Origin of the sequence: Pantoea sp. IMH, from assembly GCF_000599885.1 — a bacterium.
In the GTDB taxonomy this organism is placed as follows: domain Bacteria; phylum Pseudomonadota; class Gammaproteobacteria; order Enterobacterales; family Enterobacteriaceae; genus Erwinia.
The window spans coordinates 286650-305597 of sequence record NZ_JFGT01000002.1; the positions used below are offsets into that span (position 1 = coordinate 286650).

The 18948-nt window shown below is 60.1% G+C and carries 1 protein-coding gene; it reads right to left on the reverse strand.

Going from position 1 to position 18948, the window contains the following annotated elements; translation table 11 throughout:
* Window positions 1-332: 332 nt before the first annotated feature.
* On the reverse strand, window positions 333-18512 hold the full coding sequence (locus EA20_RS0101420) for an Ig-like domain-containing protein (RefSeq protein ID WP_024965131.1): 18180 nt from the start codon (window positions 18510-18512) through the stop codon (window positions 333-335).
* Window positions 18513-18948: the final 436 nt, after the last annotated feature.

Consider the following 18948-nt stretch of genomic DNA (forward strand, 5'->3'; position numbering starts at 1 on the left):
AATGCCCTTACCCTTCTTTTACACAGTCGATCCACAATTCAACCATTCACCTTTTAATCAGCATGTTAAGTAAAATTAACAGGATTATCGCAGGCGCTGACGAGAGCTACGCTATGCTTCGCGCCCGCGATTTACCAGCCGGATTTATCTGGAAAACAGTTTCCAGATGCGATTATTTACATAAGTAATGCTGATAACACTTTAGCGTCTGCTGAACGATCATTTTTCACCTCTGTTTTCCGGAAGGACTGCGTCCCACCTCGCATAAACATAACACATACTAAACAATTATCCCCCTGTCAGCCTGCTTCGCCAGCAGGGGGAAATTATCCCTACACCACATGAACCTGGAGATTATGCTGGACCAGCACGTCGCCGAGCGTATTGTCAGAGGAGAGCGCCGAGTTGTGGTAAACGTCATAAACCTGACCGTCGACCGTACGCTGCCCTGCCGTCGCCCAGACGCCCTCATCGCCGTTAGTTAACGTGACCCGATCGCCTGTGACCCCTTTGATCATGAGATCCTCTTCCGGGTTATCGGTGAGGTTAAGCGCATCGTAGAGATCAAGCTTGATACTGTTGTTCCCGGCGTTGCCCAGGTCGATGATTTCAACATTCTCGATTTTTAATCCGAGCGAGGTCAGATCCAGCACCATGTTATCTCCGGTCAGCATCAGCGTATCGGTACCGGCTCCGCCATCAATATGGTCAAAATTAAGTGTGTTCAGCATCACCAGATCTTCGCCGCTGCTGCCGGTTACTGAAGCACCCTCCACGCTTTGCCCATCTGCCAGCATAATGACCAGCCCACCGATGCTGTATTCTCCGTCATCCACTGCCGCAGGCGTCGTTCCGCTGCTGACGCTCTCTTCAGCGGTAGCCGCTGCTTTGGTGGCCGTATCGGTAGCACGAGTGTCGCTGCCGGTAACCAGCGTTGAATCCACCGTCGTCGCCTGCACGATGATACCGTTGGTTTCCTCACCGCTGCTGGTCCGGGCTTCCGTCGCAGCAACGGCACCTGCATCATCGGCCACCATCGCCAGCAGCGCTGTTGCCGATGCTGTCGGCAACAGCGAGCCCAACAGCAGTGTGGTGCTGGTGGACACCTGATTACCGGCTGGATCGACGGCAGCCACCGCAACGATACTGTTGAGACTCAGCGCAGTCAGTACACCGCCAGTAAATTTCACGCTGTAGCGTCCCAGCGCATCAACCGTGGCCTGTCGGGTAGTGCCATTCAGGGTCACATTCAGTAGCGTTCCCTGCGGCAGGTTACGGGTGCCACCGCTTATCGTCAGGCCGGTCAGCAATACGCTGACCAGGCTGAGAACAGGATCGACGCCGATAACCGGCAGATTATTGGTTACCGCTACAAAGGTATCGCTGGCGGTGGAGGTGTTGCCCACCCGATCGGTCAGCGTCACGCTGACAGTATGGCTGCCGTCCGCGATCCCCCTTAAGGTAGAAGACGGTACGCTGACGCTCCAACTCCCGTTCGCACCGACGGTGGTAGTGAAGACATTTCCGGCAACGTTAACCGCAACGGTACTGCCTACCGCATTGGTTGAGGTACCGCCGATCGTCTGCGCGGTGTTCGCTTCAGTAAGATTGAGGTAGTGATCGCCACCAAAGACGGAGGACGGCGTCAGCGTGACGGTTGGCAACGTCTGGATACCTACCTGGGCGGTGCCGCTGCCTGTGCCGGTATTCCCCGCCGCATTGGTCAGCGTGGCGGTCACCTGCGCAGTGCCATCCGGCAGTGCTGCCAGCGCCGCCGCCGGGACGGAAACGCTCCAGGCGCCGTTCGCGCCGACCGTAGTGGTCAGCGAGGTCGCGCCCACGTTCACCCGGATAGTGGCACCTTCAGCATTGGTAGTGGTGCCACTAATGGTCTGAGCCGTCAGCGCATCCGTCGCGTTCAGCAAGCCGTCACCGAAGATGCTGGAAAGCGTGATCGTCGGTGGCGTTTGCGCAATCACGTTCAGCGTGCCGCTGTTGGAAGCAGTATTGCCATAAGCGTCCGTCACCGTCACATTTACCGTCTGCGTACCGTTCGCCAGCGCGGCGAGATCGGTTTTCGGCACGCTCAGACTCCAGCCACCGTTGCCACTCACCGTGGTCGTGTATGCTTTTCCTCCCAGAGAAACGCTGATAGCAGAACCTGCGGTGACGTTGGTCGTCGTGCCGCTGATGGTCTGCGTGCTGTTCAGGTCAGCCGCGCTCAGTACGCCATCGCCAAAGATAGTATTCACCGTCACCGCTGGTGAAACGCCGATGCCGACTTTGACCCCGGCGTTAACGCTGCTGGTGTTCCCCACCCGGTCCGTAACCGAAACGCCAACGGTCAGGTTACCGTCCAGCAGGGTGCTGAGGATAGCGGGAGATATCGCAGCGCTGAACGTGCCGTTTGGTGCCACCTCCGCCGTTACACTGGTGTTACCCAGACGGATGGAGACCGTAGACCCGGGTGCGACATTGCCCACTGTACCTGAGATCGTTTGGGTAACGAGCGACTCCAGCAGGTTAAGTACGCCGTCCCCGAACAGCGGATTAAGCGTGATGGTCGGCAGGTTCTGTACGCCAACAATCGCACCTGCCGTGGTGCTGGTGGTGTTCCCCGCGCTGTCCGTCACGCTGACGCCAACCGTCAGATTGCCGTCGGCCAGCCCCTGGAGAATGGCCGGAGAGAGGCCAATATTGAAGCTGCCGTTGGCCGCCGTGGTGGTGACAAACTGCGTTCCCGCAACGGTGATCACCACGCGTGACCCCGGTTCGGCACCGGTAATGGTGCCGCCGATCGCCTGTCCCAGCAGCGCATCCGCCACATTGAGCAAGCCATCGCCAAACAGTGGATTAACGCTGATAACCGGCGCGTTCAGCTTGACCACCGCGCCGAGCGAAGTGGAGGCGGTATTGCCCGCCGCATCGGTCAGGCTGGCGCCCACGGTGATATTGCCGCTGGTCAGGGTGCCAAGGATGTCCGGCGTCACCGTCGCGGTAAAGGCACCGTTCTGGCCGACGGTAGCATCTACCGTGGTATTGCCAATGCTGAGTCTCACCACGGTGCCTGCGGCAACGTTGTTCACCGTGCCGCTGATGGTCTGGTTAACCAGCGCATCGGCAATATTGAGAATGCCATCGCCAAACAGCGGGCTTAGCGTAATCGAAGGCTGCTGGGTCAGAATGCCAACATTGACCGATGAGGAGGCCGTATTACCTGCCGGGTCGACCACCTTTACGCCCAGCGCCAGCGTACCACTGGCCAGCGCGCCGAGATCAAGTGGCGGGATCGTCAGGCTCCAGTTGCCGCCTGCGGTCAGTTTAGTGGTGTAAGATTTACTGCCCAGGGTAACCGTCACATCGGAACCCACCGCAGCATCAATGGTGCCGCCGATAGTCTGCGCCAGGCCCGCCTCGACGATACTCAGCAGATTATCGCCGCCGAACAGCCCGGTAAGGCTGCCGATGACCGGATTATCGAGAATAGCGGTGACGGTTTCGCCAACGGTACGCGTGTTGCCCGCCGCATCGGTCAGCACCAGATTCAGCTCAAGATCGCCGCCACTCAGCAGGCCAAGCACGCTCGGCGGCACGACCAGCGCAAACTTCCCGTCCTGGCCGACGTTAGCTTCAAGCGTGGTTCCGCCAATCTCCAGCGAGACGATCGCACCGATGCCCGCCGAGGTAGCGACGCCGGTGATCACCTGCGCGACGGTGGTATCGGCCGCGTTCAGGAAGCCGTCGCCGAACACCGAGTCCACCACCAGATTCAGCGCCTGGTTGACGATTTTATTCACCGTCAGCGTGGCGTCGGTCTGGTTGCCGGACGCATCGCTGACCCGCAGGCCGAACACCAGCGTCCCTTCGGTCAGGCTGCCCAGCACCTGCGGCGTCAGATCGAGGCTGAAGGTGCCATCTTCATTAACAATCGCCGTGGCGATCGGCGAGCCATCGCCCAGATAGAGTCCGATGGTTTGTCCTTCGGCCCCGGATGCTGTACCCGTCAGCAACTGGGTGGTCAGGATATCGGTAGCATTAAGCACGTTGTTGCCGAGCAGCGCATCCACCTGCAGTAGCGGCCCGCCCGTATCGACGGTAACAGTGGCATCTGCCGTGCCGGTATTGCCCGCCGCATCCGTCAGGCTGGCGTTAATCTGGTAGCCCTGATCGTTCAGCTGTTGCAGATCGCCCGCCGGCACGCTGGCTGACCAGCTACCGTCATCCTGTACGATGGCCGTGTAAGATTTGCCATTCAGCGTCAGCGTCACGGCTCTGCCTGCTTCACTGACCGGGGCCGTACCGCTGATGAGTTGCGTGACCGCAGCCTCGCTGCCGTTCAGTACACCATCTCCGGTGACGGGGTTAATGGTTAACGTTGGTGGAACGCGATCCACAATGAGCGCCCCACTGTCGGTCAGACTGCCTGCCTCTGGCGTTTCCAGCGTGGCAACGATCTCAAGCGTACCTTCCGGCAGCGTTGCGACCGTATTTGGTACGGTGATTGACCAGTTGCCCTCTGGTCCGTTGACGACTACGGTGCCTACCGGGATGCCATTAATCGTGACGGTAACGGTACTGCCCTCTTCTCCTGCCGTCGGCGGCAGGTTGGCGTAAGTCCCGCCAATGGTCAGCGTGTCAGCGTCGCCCGCGTTGATAATGTTGTCGCCGGAAACCGGGGCAAGCGTAAACAACGGTGTTGCAGGCACCGCCAGATCGAGCCCGACAATCGCGTTTGCCGTACCGGTATTGCCAGCCACGTCGGTTATTGCCACCGCAATCTCACCGGTAGCACCCGTGCCGAGGGCCGCCAAAGCTGCCGGCGGTACGGTGACGGACCAGACCCCGCCAGCCTGCACCACGCCGGTGAGCGTAACGCCGCCAATGGTGACCGTCACCGGCTGGCCCGGACTGGCGCCGGTGACGGTACCGCTCAGCGTCTGATTAGTCAGGCTTTCAACATAGGTGAGCGTATCGTCACCGGTGAAAGGAAGAAGGGTAATCACAGGTGCCTGGGTATCTACTGTGACGCTGCCCGTTACCGACGCGCTGTTACCTGCGCCATCTGTCGCCAGCACCGTCACGTTCTGCGCCCCCTGCGGCAAAGCGCCAAGCTGGAGAGGAGTCAGATCCAGCGTCCAGCTGCCATCCGCAGCGACCTCCAGCGTATAGTTCTCGCCGCCAAGAGTCACCGTCACACTCTGACCGTCGCCGGTCGCGCCTGTTGTGCCGGAGAGCGATGCCCCGGCAGTCACTTCCGCTCCGTTAAGGAAACCATCAACAAACGGCGTGTTCAGCACCGGCACCGGTGGCGTCAGCGCCGCGGTAAAATCAAGGCTTTCGGTATTGGTATTTCCCGCCGGATCGATAACGGTGACATCAATGCTGTGCAAGCCGTTATCCAGACCTCTTAGCGCGCCAGCCGGCAGCGCTACGCTCCAGTTCCCCTGTTCATTGACGACTCCCGTATATATCGTGCCGCCGACGTCAATTTGTAGCAGCACGCCTTGATTAAGACCCGTAACGCCGGTAGTTCCCGTCAGGGTGATCGCCGCGCCCGCTTCGCTGATATTCAGCGTGCCATCGCCAAACGGCGTCGTGATGGTGGGTACGGGCAGCTCAAGCCTGGCTGCAAAGTCCAGGCTGTCCGTATTGCTGTTGCCTGCGCTATCGGTCGCGGTGACCGCCACGTTATGAGAACCGCTGCCCAGCGCGGCCAGAGCTGCCGGACTAAGAGTGAGCGACCAGTCGCCGTTGGCGTTTACCGTTGCCTCAAGCGGCGCGCCGCCGTCAATGCTGACGGTAACGGTTTGTCCAGGGGCGATTTTGCCCGTAGATCCGCTCAAGACCTGATCGAGAGCCGCTTCGGCCACGTTGAGCTGACCGTCGCCAAACGGCAGATTAATCGAAACATCCGGCAGATCGTTAATAGCGACGAGCAGCGAACCGTTCGTCGTGCCTACGTTGCCCACGCTATCGGTTACCGTAACGGTGATCGGCCAGCTACCGTCCGGTAGCGTGGTCAGCAGGCTGGCCGGCAGCGGGAGGCTCCATGCGCCGGTGGCAGGATCTACCGTCGCGGCGTAAGCGGTGCCATTAACGCTGATGCTGACGCTCTGTGCGCCGGTAATGCCGGTTACGCCCGTCAACACGCCGCCCTGCGCCGCTTCGACGGCATTCAGCACGCCATCGGTAAACGGCGTTACCAGGGTTGGCGCAGGCAGACCGGTAATAATGGCGGTGAAATCCAGATCGTCACTGCTGGTATTGCCAGCGCGATCGCTTACCGTCACGTTGATGGTATGGGTACCATTACCGATATCCGTGAGCTGGGATGCCGTGAGCGTGACGCTCCACCGGCCCTGCGCATCCACGGTAGTGGTGAGCGGTAGCCTGCCGTCGTCAATGCTTAATGTGATCGTCTGCCCTTCACCGATGATGCCAGTAGTACCGCTGAGGATCTGATCCACTCCCGCTTCTGTCGCATTCAGCAGCCCATCCACAAACGGCGTGTTGATGGTCACCGCTGGCAGGTCGGTCACCAGCAGCTCAATGCTCGTTTCCGCACTCGCAGGGTTGCCCGCCGCGTCCGCAGCCGTGACGGAAACCTGGAATGCGCCATCGCCCAGCGGGGTAAGTTCGCCCGCCGGGATCGTCACGCTCCAGCTATTATCAGCGCCAACCGTACCGTTAAACGTCAGCGTGCCAACGGTAACCACAATCGCCGTACCTGCCGGCAGATTCGTTGCCGTACCGCTGATAACCTGCTCGGCGGCAGCTTCGGTCGCGTTAAGCAGCCCGTCAACAAACGGCGTCTCCAGCGTCAGCTGCGGCGGCGCATTGATTGCCACGCCCAGCTCAAGCAGATCGGTGGCCGTATTGCCGTTGGCATCCGTGACTGACACACCAACGTCAACAGACCCGTCCTGCAGCAACAGCAGGTCACTGGCCGGGATAACCAGGCTCCAGCTCCCGTCGCCGCCCGCCGTGACGCTGTAGGTGTTGCCGTTCAGCGTCACGTTGACGTCCAGCCCGGCGTCAGTGGTACCGCTGACGGTAAGCCCCACCAGCGCTTCGGCAAGGTTCAGTATGTCGTCCGCCCCGGCACCCAGCGAAACCGTCAGTAACGGCGGCTGCGTATCCACGGTGAACGAGTCAGTAAAGGTGGCCGGGTTGCCCGCCACGTCGCTGCCGGTGGCGGTCAGATCGTTACTGCCCTGCGCCAGCGCCTGCGCGTCGGCGGCCGGAATCGTCGCGCTCCAGTTCCCTTCTGCGTCTACCGTTGCCGGATAGGTATTGCCATTAAGTGTGACGGTAATCGTTTCGCCTGCCGGAATGCGCTGGCTGGTCCCGGTGATCGTGACATCGCCCTGCGCTTCCGTCACGTTCAGTACATCGTCACCGGTAACCGGATCGATAGTGATGGTCGGCTGACTGGCATCCTGCGCAATCTTGGTGATGTCACGCGTGCTGCTGGCCGGGTTGCCCGCCGTATCGCTGACCGACACGCTGAGGGTCTGCGCGCCATCGTCCAGCGCGGCCACGTCAGCGGCCGGAACAGTCGCGCTCCAGCTGCCGTTGGCCTGAACCGTTGTCGTATAGCTGATGCCGTTAAGCACCACCGTAACAATCTGACCCGCGCCAACATTGGTTGTTGAGCCGGAAAGGGTCAGTTCCTGCCCGGCTTCCGCGCGGTTAATGTAGTCATCCAGGGAAACCACATCGACCGCAATCGTCGGCAGGCTGGCTGGCGAGGCTTGCACCGTGACGGAGAGATCTTGCGTAATGGTGTTGCCCGCGCTGTCGTTCAGCGTCACCGTCACCGGATAAACGCCGTCGGCCAGGGCCTGGGTAACATCAGAAGGTAAATCGAGACGCCAGCTACCGTCATCCTGTACGACCTGCTGGTAACTCTGACCATTAAAGGTGACGGTAAGCAACTGTCCCGCCTCGCTGGCCGAGGCGGTCCCGGTGATGGAAACCGGTTGCAGGAGCTCCGCCGCATTGATGATGTTATCGCCTGCGACCGGGTTCAGCTGTAGCGTTGGCGCAACCAGATCAACGGTGATGGTGCTGTTCGTCACGCCGGTATTGCCCTGCGCATCCGTCACGGTAACGGTGATGGTCTGCGCGCCATTATCCAGTCCCTGAAGCGTGGCGGCGGTGACCGGCAGCGTCCAGTTACCGTTTTCATCAACGCTCGCCGTGTAATCCGTTCCGGCGATAGTCACCAGCACAGACTGATTAGCGCCGCTGGCACCAGTAGTACCGCTGAGCACCTGGTCGGCCTGAGATTCACTGATATTCAGGAAACTGTCGCCGAACGGCGTATTAATTGTCGGCTGAAGCGACAAGGTCGACAGCGTCACGTCGGCGGTGGCTGACGTAGGGTTGCCGGCCGCATCGCTGAGGGTAACGACGATCGGATAGCTGCCGTCAGGCGCATTCGTCAGCAGGCCGGCCGGTAGCTGAAGGCTCCAGTTGCCGTCCGCATCGGTGGTGGTGGTAAAGCTTTGACCATAGAGTGAGACCGTAACGAGCTGGCCCGCTTCAGCGCCGGTGCTGCCCCCGCTGACGGTAATATCTTCCGTCGCTTCACCCGCGTTGATCACACCATCTCCGGCGATCGGGTTCAGCGACAGTGTTGGCGCCGTGGTATCGACAACCACCGGTACAGGCAAGGTGCTGCTATTTCCGGCAGCGTCGCTGACGGTGATTTCCAGCGTATTTCCACCCTGCGGCAGCGTCTGCAGTGAGGTTGCAGGGACGCTGATGCTCCAGTTGCCGTCAGCATCTACCACCCCGGTCAGGGTTTCACCGTTGATGTCCAGCGAGACGGTCTGGCCATTTCCTGTTACGCCGGTATTCCCCGTCAGGGTCTTCGTCACCGCCGCCTCGCTGCCGTTCAGAACACCATCGGTAAATGGCGTATCCAGCACTGGCTGTGGCAGCTGATTTACCCGTACGTCAAGCGTCGTGCTGCTGGAGACAGGCTCGCCAGTGGCATCCGTTGCACTGGCCGTCAGCGTGGCGTTACCGTCCTGCAGACCGGCCAGCGAAGCGGCGGGAATAATCACGTTCCATATGCCGTTAACGCCCACTTCGCCGGTAAAGGTCTGACCGTTAAAATCGATCGTAACTGTACTGCCCACCGCCACGTTGGCCGTGGTGCCGGTGACGATCAGCGCATCCTGCGCTTCTGCCGAGTTCAGGAAGCCGTCGCCGCTAAGCGGATCGATCCCGATCCCGGAGGTGGCGCTATTAACGGTAAGATCGCGGGTGACGGAGGCAGGATTTCCCGCCACATCGCTGACCGCAATGCCAATCGTGGCGGTGCCGTCAGCCAGTTGTCCCAGTGCAGCGGCAGGAACGCTAAGGCTCCAGCTGCCGTCGGCCTGAACCTGCGTGGTATAAATCTGGTCGCCCAGCGTGACGGTAACCGTCTGTCCTGGCTCGACATTGCTGGTGGAGCCGGAAAGAAGTTGAGCGGTTTGCTGTTCAGCGCCGTCAAGGATGTCATTCCCGGCGAACGGATTCACCGTCAGCCCTGGCAGGCTGGCTGCATCTGCTTTAACCGTGAGCGGCGCATTCACCGTGCTGCTGTTGCCAGCCGCATCGGTCGCCGTGACGTTCAGGGTGTAGCTACCATCGGTCAGTCCGGCGAGATCCGCCGCTGGAATGTCCAGCGTCCACTCGCCATCAGGCCCCACGGTGGTGGTGTAATCCGCGCCGTTTAGCGTGACGATAAGGGCGGCGTCTGCTTCTCCTGTACCGTTCAGGGTAAGGTTGTTGCCCTGCTCAACGGCGTTCAGGATACCGTCTCCAGCCAGATCCGCGACGGTCAGCGCTGGCGGCAGCGTATCCACATTCAGCGTGACATCGCTGGTAACGCTGTTGCCCGCCGCATCGCTGACGGTCACTGACGCCGGGGTTTCGCCCTGCGGCAACGCCTGGAGAATAGCCGCAGGAACGCTGATGCTCCAGGCGCCGTTGTTATCCACTGTACCTGGCAATGTGGTGCCGTTAATCACCACGCTGACGGTTTGTCCGTCGCCGGTCAGCCCGGTGCTGCCGGACAGCGTTTGTCCGCTCAACGCTTCACTGGCATTAAGCGTGCCGTCGCCAAACAGCGTATCCGGGGTGATGACCGGCAGCTCAGTGGCGACATTCAGCGTGGCCTCGCCGCTCACCGGGTTGCCCGCCGCATCGGTGCCGCTGACCGTGACCGCCAGCGGCCCTTCTGCCAGTGCTGCCAGATCGGCCGCCGTGACAACCAGACTCCATGTGCCGTCTGGGCCTACCAGCGCGGGGTAGTCTGTTTCGTTAAGCGTCACGATCAGCGTGCTGCCTTCCGCCACGTTTGCCGATGTTCCGCTAATCGTCAAATCGCTGAGCGCCTCTTCGGCATTAAGATAACCATCGCCGCCGATCGGATTGAACGCCAGACCGCTCAGCAGCGTATTTACCTCGAAGTTACCGGTTGCTGTCGCCGGATTACCGGCGGCATCTTCTACCGAAACGGTATAGCTCTGACTGCCCTCTTCCAGTCCGGTCAGTGCGGCGGCCGGAAGGGTGACGCTCCATGCGCCGCTGGCCTGCACCACGCCGGTGTAGGTCGCGCCGTTCAGCGTCACGGTAACGGTCTGGCCCGCTTCAACGTTGGCGACGGTGCCACTTAGTTGCTGATCAACCTGCTGTTCAGCCGCGTCGAGGATAGCGTTACCGGCAAAGTCGTTAAGGGTGAGTACGGGCAGCACATCTGCGTCGGCGACGACCGTCAGCGGAGTGTCTGCGAGTGTGGTATTGCCTGCCGGATCGGTCGCCACCACGGTCAGCGTATAGTCGCCGTTAGTCAGCGCCGCCAGCTCGGCCGCCGGGATCGTCAGCGTCCATTGGCCATTCTGGCCCGCCGTTGCGGTATAGTCCTGATTTTCCAGGGTGACAATAATAGTTGCGCCGCGTTCAGCACTGCCGCTCACCGTCAGCGGCTGTCCCTGCTCGGCGGCATTCAGCACGCCATCGCCGCTTACCGGATTGATGACCAGGAAAGGCGCGGTCAGATCGACCGTCAGCGGACTGCTTTGCGTGGTGCTGTTTCCTGCCGGATCGGTCGCCGTCACGCTTACCTGATAATCGCCGTCTGTGAGCGTGGCAAGATCCGTCGCCGGAACAGTGACCGACCAGTTGCCCGCCTCGTCAACCGTTGCGGTATAAGGCACACCGTTCAGCGTCACACGTATGCTGACTCCTGCATCACCTGTTCCGCTGAGGGCCAGCGGCTGATCCTGTCCTGCCTGGTTAAGGAAGCCGTCGCCGGAAGGCGTTGCCAGGGTAAATACGGGTGCTGTGGTAGCAAGGATTACGGAAGAAGGTACCGAAACACTTCCCCCATCGGCAGCGGTCGCCGTGACCAGAACCGGGTAAGCGTTATCGGCAAGCGCACCGAGCGCACCGGCGGGAATGGTGGCACTCCAGAGCCCGTTTGCCGCCACCGTCGCCGGGTAATCCACCCCATTGATGGTGACCACAACAGTGGTTGTGTTGTCCGGCACGCTGCCGGTCACATTAAATCCTGCGGCGGCTTCGGCGGCGTTAACCACGCCATCACCCGAAATAGTATTAACAATCAGCGCGATGTCCACACTGCTGTCCAGCGCGACGATAGTCGTCTGACTCAGGCTGTTACCCGCCGGGGTGGTAGCGGTAACGGTGACGCTGTTGTCCCCTTCACTCAGATTCGCCAGTCCTGCTGGCGGTATGGTGAGGCTCCAGGTGCCATCGGACCCGACCCTGGCGGGATAGTCCACGCCGCCAAGGGTCACGGTGATGGTGTCCCCTTCGCTGCCCGTCCCGGTAATGATCAGCGGCTGGTTCTGTTCAGCCCGATCGATGATGTTATCTTCCGCGATGGGATCGAACGTAAACAGTGGTGCCGCCGTATCCACATTCAGCGACTCGTTCAGGGTGGTAGCGTTGCCGGCGGCATCGGTGGCGGTCAGGGTCAGGGTATAAAGTCCGTCCGCAAGTTCGGCCAGATCGCCTGGCGGTATGGTCAGACTCCAGTTGCCGTTTTCCCCGACCGTGGCCGTGTACTCAACGGCGTTCAGCGTCACCGTGATCGTCTCGCCTGGGGTACCGGTCCCTGAGATCGCCAGCGGATTATCCTGCTCGTCGCCGTTGAGGATGCCATCACCGCCTGCCAGCGGATCCAGCGTAAAGACCGGCAGTGAGGTATCAATCGCGATCGGTACTCCGGCGGTAGTAGCCGCATTGCCTGCCACATCAGTGGCGGTCACGGTAATGGTTGTGGCCCCCTGCGGCAGTGCCTGCAGCACCTCCGGGGTGAGCAGCAGCGTCCAGACTCCGGCGCTGTTAACCGTGGCTGAATAGTCGGTGCCCGCAATGGTGACAGTTACCGTCTGCCCTGCGCCCTGCACGCCGGTTTCGCCGGTCAGCGTCTGATTGATCGTCGCTTCGGCATTGGTCAGCGTCCCGTCAGTGAACGGCGTTTGCAGCGTTGGCGCTGGCAGGCTGTCCTGGAGAACGTTTAACGTGCCGCTACCGGTAAAGGTTTCGCCGTTGCTGGCGACAACGCTGACCGTGGCGGTCTGCAACCCATCCTCCAGCGCGGTCAGCGCGGCGGAAGGTACGGTCAATGACCAGCTGCCATCGGCTTCCACCGTCGTGGTGTACTCCACGCCGCCCAGCGTAAAGGTGACAACGCTTCCTTCTGCCACATTGGTGGTGATGCCGGTGACGGGCAGTTCGCTTCCCGCTTCCACCGCGTTCAGATAGCCATCGCCGCTCAGCGGACTTATCGCAATGCTGCTGATGGTGTTATCCACGCTGAAGGTTTTATCTGCGGTGCCGGTGTTGCCTGCGGCATCGGTAACGGTGACGGTCAGCGTTTGTGAACCATTGGCCAGCGCAGTCAGGGCGGCGGCGGGCAGAACAACCTGCCAGGCACCTCCCGTCTGCACAGTTGTTGGATAGTCCACGCCGTTGAGGGTAACGGTCAGCGTTTGGCCCGCTTCAACGTTACTCGCGGTGCCGCTGATAACCTGATCAACCTGCTGCTCGGCGCCATCAAGAATATTGTTGGCCGTCACGTCGGCAACGGAGATGGAGGGTGCGCTCTTGTCCACGTTGAGCAGCGTCGTGGTCAGGGTGGTATTGCCAGCCCGATCGCTGGCCGTCACGTTCAGCGTGTAGCTGCCATCGGCCAGGCCGTTGACAATATTGGCAGGAATAGTCAGCGACCAGGCGCCATCCGTACCCGCCAGCGTGGTATAAGTCACGCCGTTCAGTTCTACGGCGATGTTGCTGCCCTCTTCGCCGCTGCCGCTGACCACCAGCGGCTGGTTGCCCTCTGCGGCATTAAGATAGCCATCGCCGGAAACCGCATCCACCGTCACCAGAGGCGGGGTGATGTCGACGTCTACCGTGCGGATCGCCGTTGTCTGGTTACCTGACGGATCCGTGGCGACGATCGTAAAGTCCCAGGAACCTTCTGTCAGGCCGCCCAGGGCAGCGGCAGGAATGTCGATGCTCCAGGCACCGGCGGTATTAACCGTGGCGCTATAATCCTGACCATTTAACGTCAGGATAATCTCATCGCCGTTGGTACCGGTGCCGGTCAGGGTCAGCGTCTCGCTCAGCTCGGCCAGGCTAAGACGGTTGTCCTGCGAAATGGCGTCAACGGTCAGTACAGGGGCAAGGGTATCAACATTCACGCTGCCGTTCAGTGAAGAGCTATTGCCCACCTGATCCGTTACGGTGATATTCAGCGTATTGCTGCCTTCCGGCAATGCCTGAAGAGCCGCGCCCGGCAGGACCACGGCCCAGTTGCCGCCCGCATCCACCGTTCCGGTATAGGTGACGCCGCCGATGACGAGACTGATGCTCTGGCCTTCACCCGTTGCGCCGGTGGTGCCCGTCAGTGTCTGGTCGGCCAGCGATTCCGCGCCGTTCAGCGTACCGTCTCCGAACGGCGGATCCAGAGTGATGCCGAAGTCCGGATTCACATCAGAGGTGAGACTGCGGGTCGTGGTGATGGTGTTGCCATTCACGTCCGTTGCCGTGGCGGTGACGAGCAGTTCGCCTGGGGTCAGACCGGCCAGCGCGCTGGCGGGAACAGTAATGTTCCAGCTGCCGTCAGCATTGGCGGTGGTCTCGTAATCCGTATTGTTAAAGCGCATAAAAATACGGGCGCCAAAGGCGACAAAACGGCTGCTGCCGCTGATCACCAGATCGTTTTGCGCCTCATTGCCATTGAGCTGGTTGTCATCACTGATGATGCCGATCGCAATGGCGCTGAATGTGTTGTCCACGCTGAAGCTGCCGCTGCCGCTGGCGGGGTTTCCCGCCACATCGCTGACGGCCACGCTGTAAGTTTGCGTACCGTTCTGCAACCCGGTCAGGGCGCTGGCCGGAACCAGCACGCTCCAGCTACCGCCCTCCTGTACGGTGCCAGAATACTGCTGTCCGTTCAGGGTAAGCGTGACGATCTGGCCCGCCTGCACGTTGAGCGTCGTGCCGGTAATAAACTGTGACAGTTCCTTTTCCGCGCCGTCAAGGATGCCATCGCTGGTAAAAGTATCCACGCTGATGGCAGGCAGATTAGCGTCAGCGGCAACCACGTTGAGCGGTTGCGTGGCCCCAGCCACGTTGCCAGCGGCATCTGTCGCCGCCGCGCTGAGGGTATAAGCGCCATCGGCCAGATTATTCACCGCGTCAGCCGGTACGGTAACGCTCCAGTTCCCCTGGGCATCAGAGGTCGCCGGATAGTCGACGCCATTCAGGGTGACCACCACCGTGGCACCGGTTTCCGCAGTCCCGTTTAACGTCAGCGGCTGACCGTGCTCAATGGCGTTGAGGTAGCTGTCACCTCCCACTGGCGCGAAGGTAACGGCAGGCGCGAGGGTATCCAGCGTGACCGGGATCTGGACAGGCGTGGCGTTGCCGCTGCTGTCCGTTGCGGTCACGAGGATATCGTAACGGCCATCTCCCAGCGCCTGCAGCGTTGAAGGCGCAATATCGAGGCTCCAGCTACCGTCCGGGTTGGTGCCGGTCGCATAGCTGATGCCGTTGAGGACCACGCTGATGGTACTGCCCGCGCCCGCAGTGCCGCTCAGCGTCAGCGGCTGGTTCTGCGTCTGCGCATTAACGAGGCCATCATTATCCAACGCCGCCACCGTCAGAGTCGGTGCCGAGGTATCGACAGAAACCGGCGCTGAGGCAGAGACTTCGTTCCCCAGCGAATCCCTTACCGTAACCACTATATCGGCGCTGCCTTCCGGCAGGGATTTCAGAATTTCCGGCAGAAGCGTAAGCTGCCACTCCCCCGTGGCCGGATTGACCGTGGCAGGATACGCCTCGCCATTGATGGTCACTGTCACCGTCTGGTCGGAAAACGCCAGGCCGGTAGATCCCGTCAGCACTTGTGGCGTATCGGTTTCAGCTGCGTTGAGAATGCCGTCGCCAAACGGCGCGGTAATCTGAATATTGTCAGGGAAATTGGTGCGGACAGTCAGCGCGCTTTCGTTGCTCACCGGATCGCCAGCCGTGTCCGCTCCAGTGACGGTAACGGTATAGCTGCCGTTAGGTATCCCCACCAGATCGGCGGCGGGCACCGTGACGCTCCAGCCGCCGTTGGCGTTCACCAGAGCGGGGTAGGTATTATCGTTAAACGTCACCGTCAGCGCGGTATTTTCCGCCAGGTTACTGCTACTCCCGCTGATAATCAGGTCCGACTGCGCTTCGGTAGTATTGAGCGCGTTATCACCCGCGATAACGCCAACGGAAAGCGAGGCTGCGGTATCATCTACGGCGACCTCAAAGCTGCCGTTTTGAGTAACCCTGTTTCCTGCGATATCGCTTACGCTAACGGTATAGTTTTGCGTGCCATTTTCTAATGCCGACAGGACATCTGCAGGCAGCGCGATGCTCCAGCGTCCACCGGCCAGCACCGTGCCGGTATAGGTGCCGCCTCCCTCAAGCGTCAGCGTTATTTCCCTTCCTGGCTGTACGTTGCTGGCTGTGCCGGTCAGCGCCTGGTCCAGGGCCACTTCCGAGCCGTTAAGCACATCGTCTGCGGTGAGCGGATTGAGCGTCAGCGTCGGCAGATTCGCGGCGTCGGTGATAAAAGTGACGCTGGTATAACTTTCGCTCTGGTTACCTGCCGCATCGGTCGCGATTACCGTGACGATGTAGTTACCGTCAGCGAGGCCCGCTTTAATATCCTCGGAGAGCGTCGCCGTCCACGCGCCGGTCACCGGATCGACCGTTGCGGTGACATCAACGCTGTCAAACCGCACCAGCACCGTTGAGCCTGGTGTGGTTGTACCGGTTATCTGCAGCGGCAGCGCCATTTCACCCGCGTTAACAAAACCGTCGCCGGAAATGGTATTAACGGTCAGCGCAGGTGGCGTGGTGTCCACCGCCAGGGTTTCGTTACGGGTAGCTGTATTGCCGAAGGCATCCGTGGAGGTGACGGCAACGGTGTAATTCTGGTCAGGGAGCTGCTGTAAATCGGAAGCGGGAACGCTGATGCTCCAGGTACCGTCAGGGTTAACGGTGGTGGTATAGGTAACGTCATTCAGCGTCAGCGTAACGCGTTCACCGCCGTTGCTGACGCCGTTAACAATCAGCGGCGCATTTACCGCATCCTCATTCAGGGGCCCCTGGGGCAGCGTAACGGAAAGGCCCGGCGGCGCGGTTGCCACATTCACTGGCGTGGTGGTTGTGCTACTGTTGCCCGCCGGATCGGTCACCACGACGCTGATAGCGTTGCTGCCCTGCGGCAGGTTTTGCAGCGCCGAAGGTGGAAGTGAAACGCTCCAGCTGCCATCGTTGTTAACGGTGCCGGTATATTGATTGCCGTTCAGCGTAACGGTCACAGTCTGACCCGGACCGATCGCGCCGGTGTTACCGGTCAGCGTTTGCGTGGTGCCCGCTTCGCCGCCGCTCAGGACGCCATCGCCAAACGGCAGATTGATAGTGGCGTCAGGGGGCAGCGTGTCCACGTTGAGGGAAGCGGCAGAGGTATTGCTGATAACGGTGCCATCAGCCAGGGTAACGGTGGCTCTGACAAGATTCGATCCCTGAGGCAGTAACTGTAAGTCTGCTGCCGGTATGGCGACGCTCCAGCTGCCATCCGCGCCTGTCGTGGCAGTGTAGGCGCGCCCGCCCAGCGTCACGGTTACCACGGTGCCCGCTGGCACCCCGGAAGTGAAACCTGAAACGTTTAAGGGAGACTGCGCCTCGGTCGCGTTCAGATAGCCGTCGCCGCTGAGTTCACCAACTGTGATGCTGCTCTGGCTGACGGGCTGGACGGTAATGGGATGCGCGTCGGATGCCGCCACGCCAGCCGCATTGCTGACGCTGGCGGTAATCGTCGTGCTACCTGCAGTTAGCGCCTGCAACGCGGCGGAAGGCACCGACAGGCTCCAGTTTCCATTTGCACCCACGGTGGTCGTATAGGTGATACCCCCAAGGCTTACCGTGACGGTTTGTCCCTGCTGCACATTTGTGGTGGTGCCGCTGATGGGCTGCGATATCTGTTTTTCAGCCCCGTCGAGAATATCGTCCCCCGCAAAGAGATTGATCGATATCGACGGCGCACCCGGCTCGGTGATCCCTCCCTGAACCGTGATATTTTCGCCTGACGAGGCGCTGTTGCCATCGGCATTGGTCACGGTGACGCGGATCGCATTACTGCCCTGCGGCAACAAGGCCAGATCTGCCGCCGGGATAGTCACGCTCCAGCTTCCGTCCGCGTTTACGCTGGTGGTGTAGGTCTTACCATTAAGGGTCACCGTTAAGGCGCTGCCCGCACTGGCATTGGTGGTCGTTCCGCTCAGGATCTGACTGCTGCCTTTTTCCGCCTGGGTCAACACGTTATCCCCGGTAAAAGGCGAAAGCGTGACGGTAGGCGTGACGGGCGGAGTAACCGGTGGTGTGACAGGTGGAGTCACCGGTGGCGTTACGGTGCCGCCGTCTCCATCGCCACCACCACCACCACCTCCTCCTCCCCCTCCGGCAATCGCACCGACGGCGATACCGGCAAGGCCAAGTGCGCCGATACCCGCAGCAGTTACCACGCCACCCGACGCGCCGGTATCTGCCAGAAGAAGCGGTTCGATAGATCCCAGAGATTCATATTCAGGGGTCAGCGCCATCGCCGTTTGTATATCGGCAATGTCGCTGGTGACAGGAAAGAGGGCATGCTCGGGAGGATTAACGCCATCGTCAAAAACCAGTTCGCTGTGGTCACCGTCGACGTCATCGAAGAAGAACTGCTGATAGCGCACTACGCTGCCGTCGCGCATATGCAGCACCAAATCGTTACCCTGTCGCTCAAATTCGGCCACCATGGCACGCGTTCCGTTGATTCTGACCACGCTGGGCTGATTCAACAGAACAGTACGTGAGCCACCGCCTGCGCCTGCCTGTGAAAGGATTTGTCCATCATCGCGGGACAGGATGTCCACGCTGCCATCATTGAGCTGAGCCATGAGTAACCTCTTGAGCACCGAATAAAGTCTGGACCCCCTCAGAATTAAGAAAAATTTCTCAATTAAAAAAGGATCAAGTGTTGCCCGACTCTGAAGAGTCAGGTTTTCACCCGGTTCACAAGCAGCTCACAAGCGGCTGAAGGCGTAAAAAATGCGGAGTAAAATGGGGTTAAATGCGTTTTTTATAAATTTTATCTTTTAAAGCGTAAAGAAGTTCCGTTCTTTATGGGTTGATAATCATGAATCGAATAGATAAAAATAATTAATCATATGGTATAGTTCAGATGAGGGGAAGTTGTCAAAAAATGTTAATAACTTTTTAATATAAAGTTTCATTTTATTGATTTTACACAAGGTAATTGGACTTAAATCAGGTATCGGACTGGCGCAGTTAACCTGTAAACAGGGCCACTTCGACCTTTTAGCGCCTCAGCCT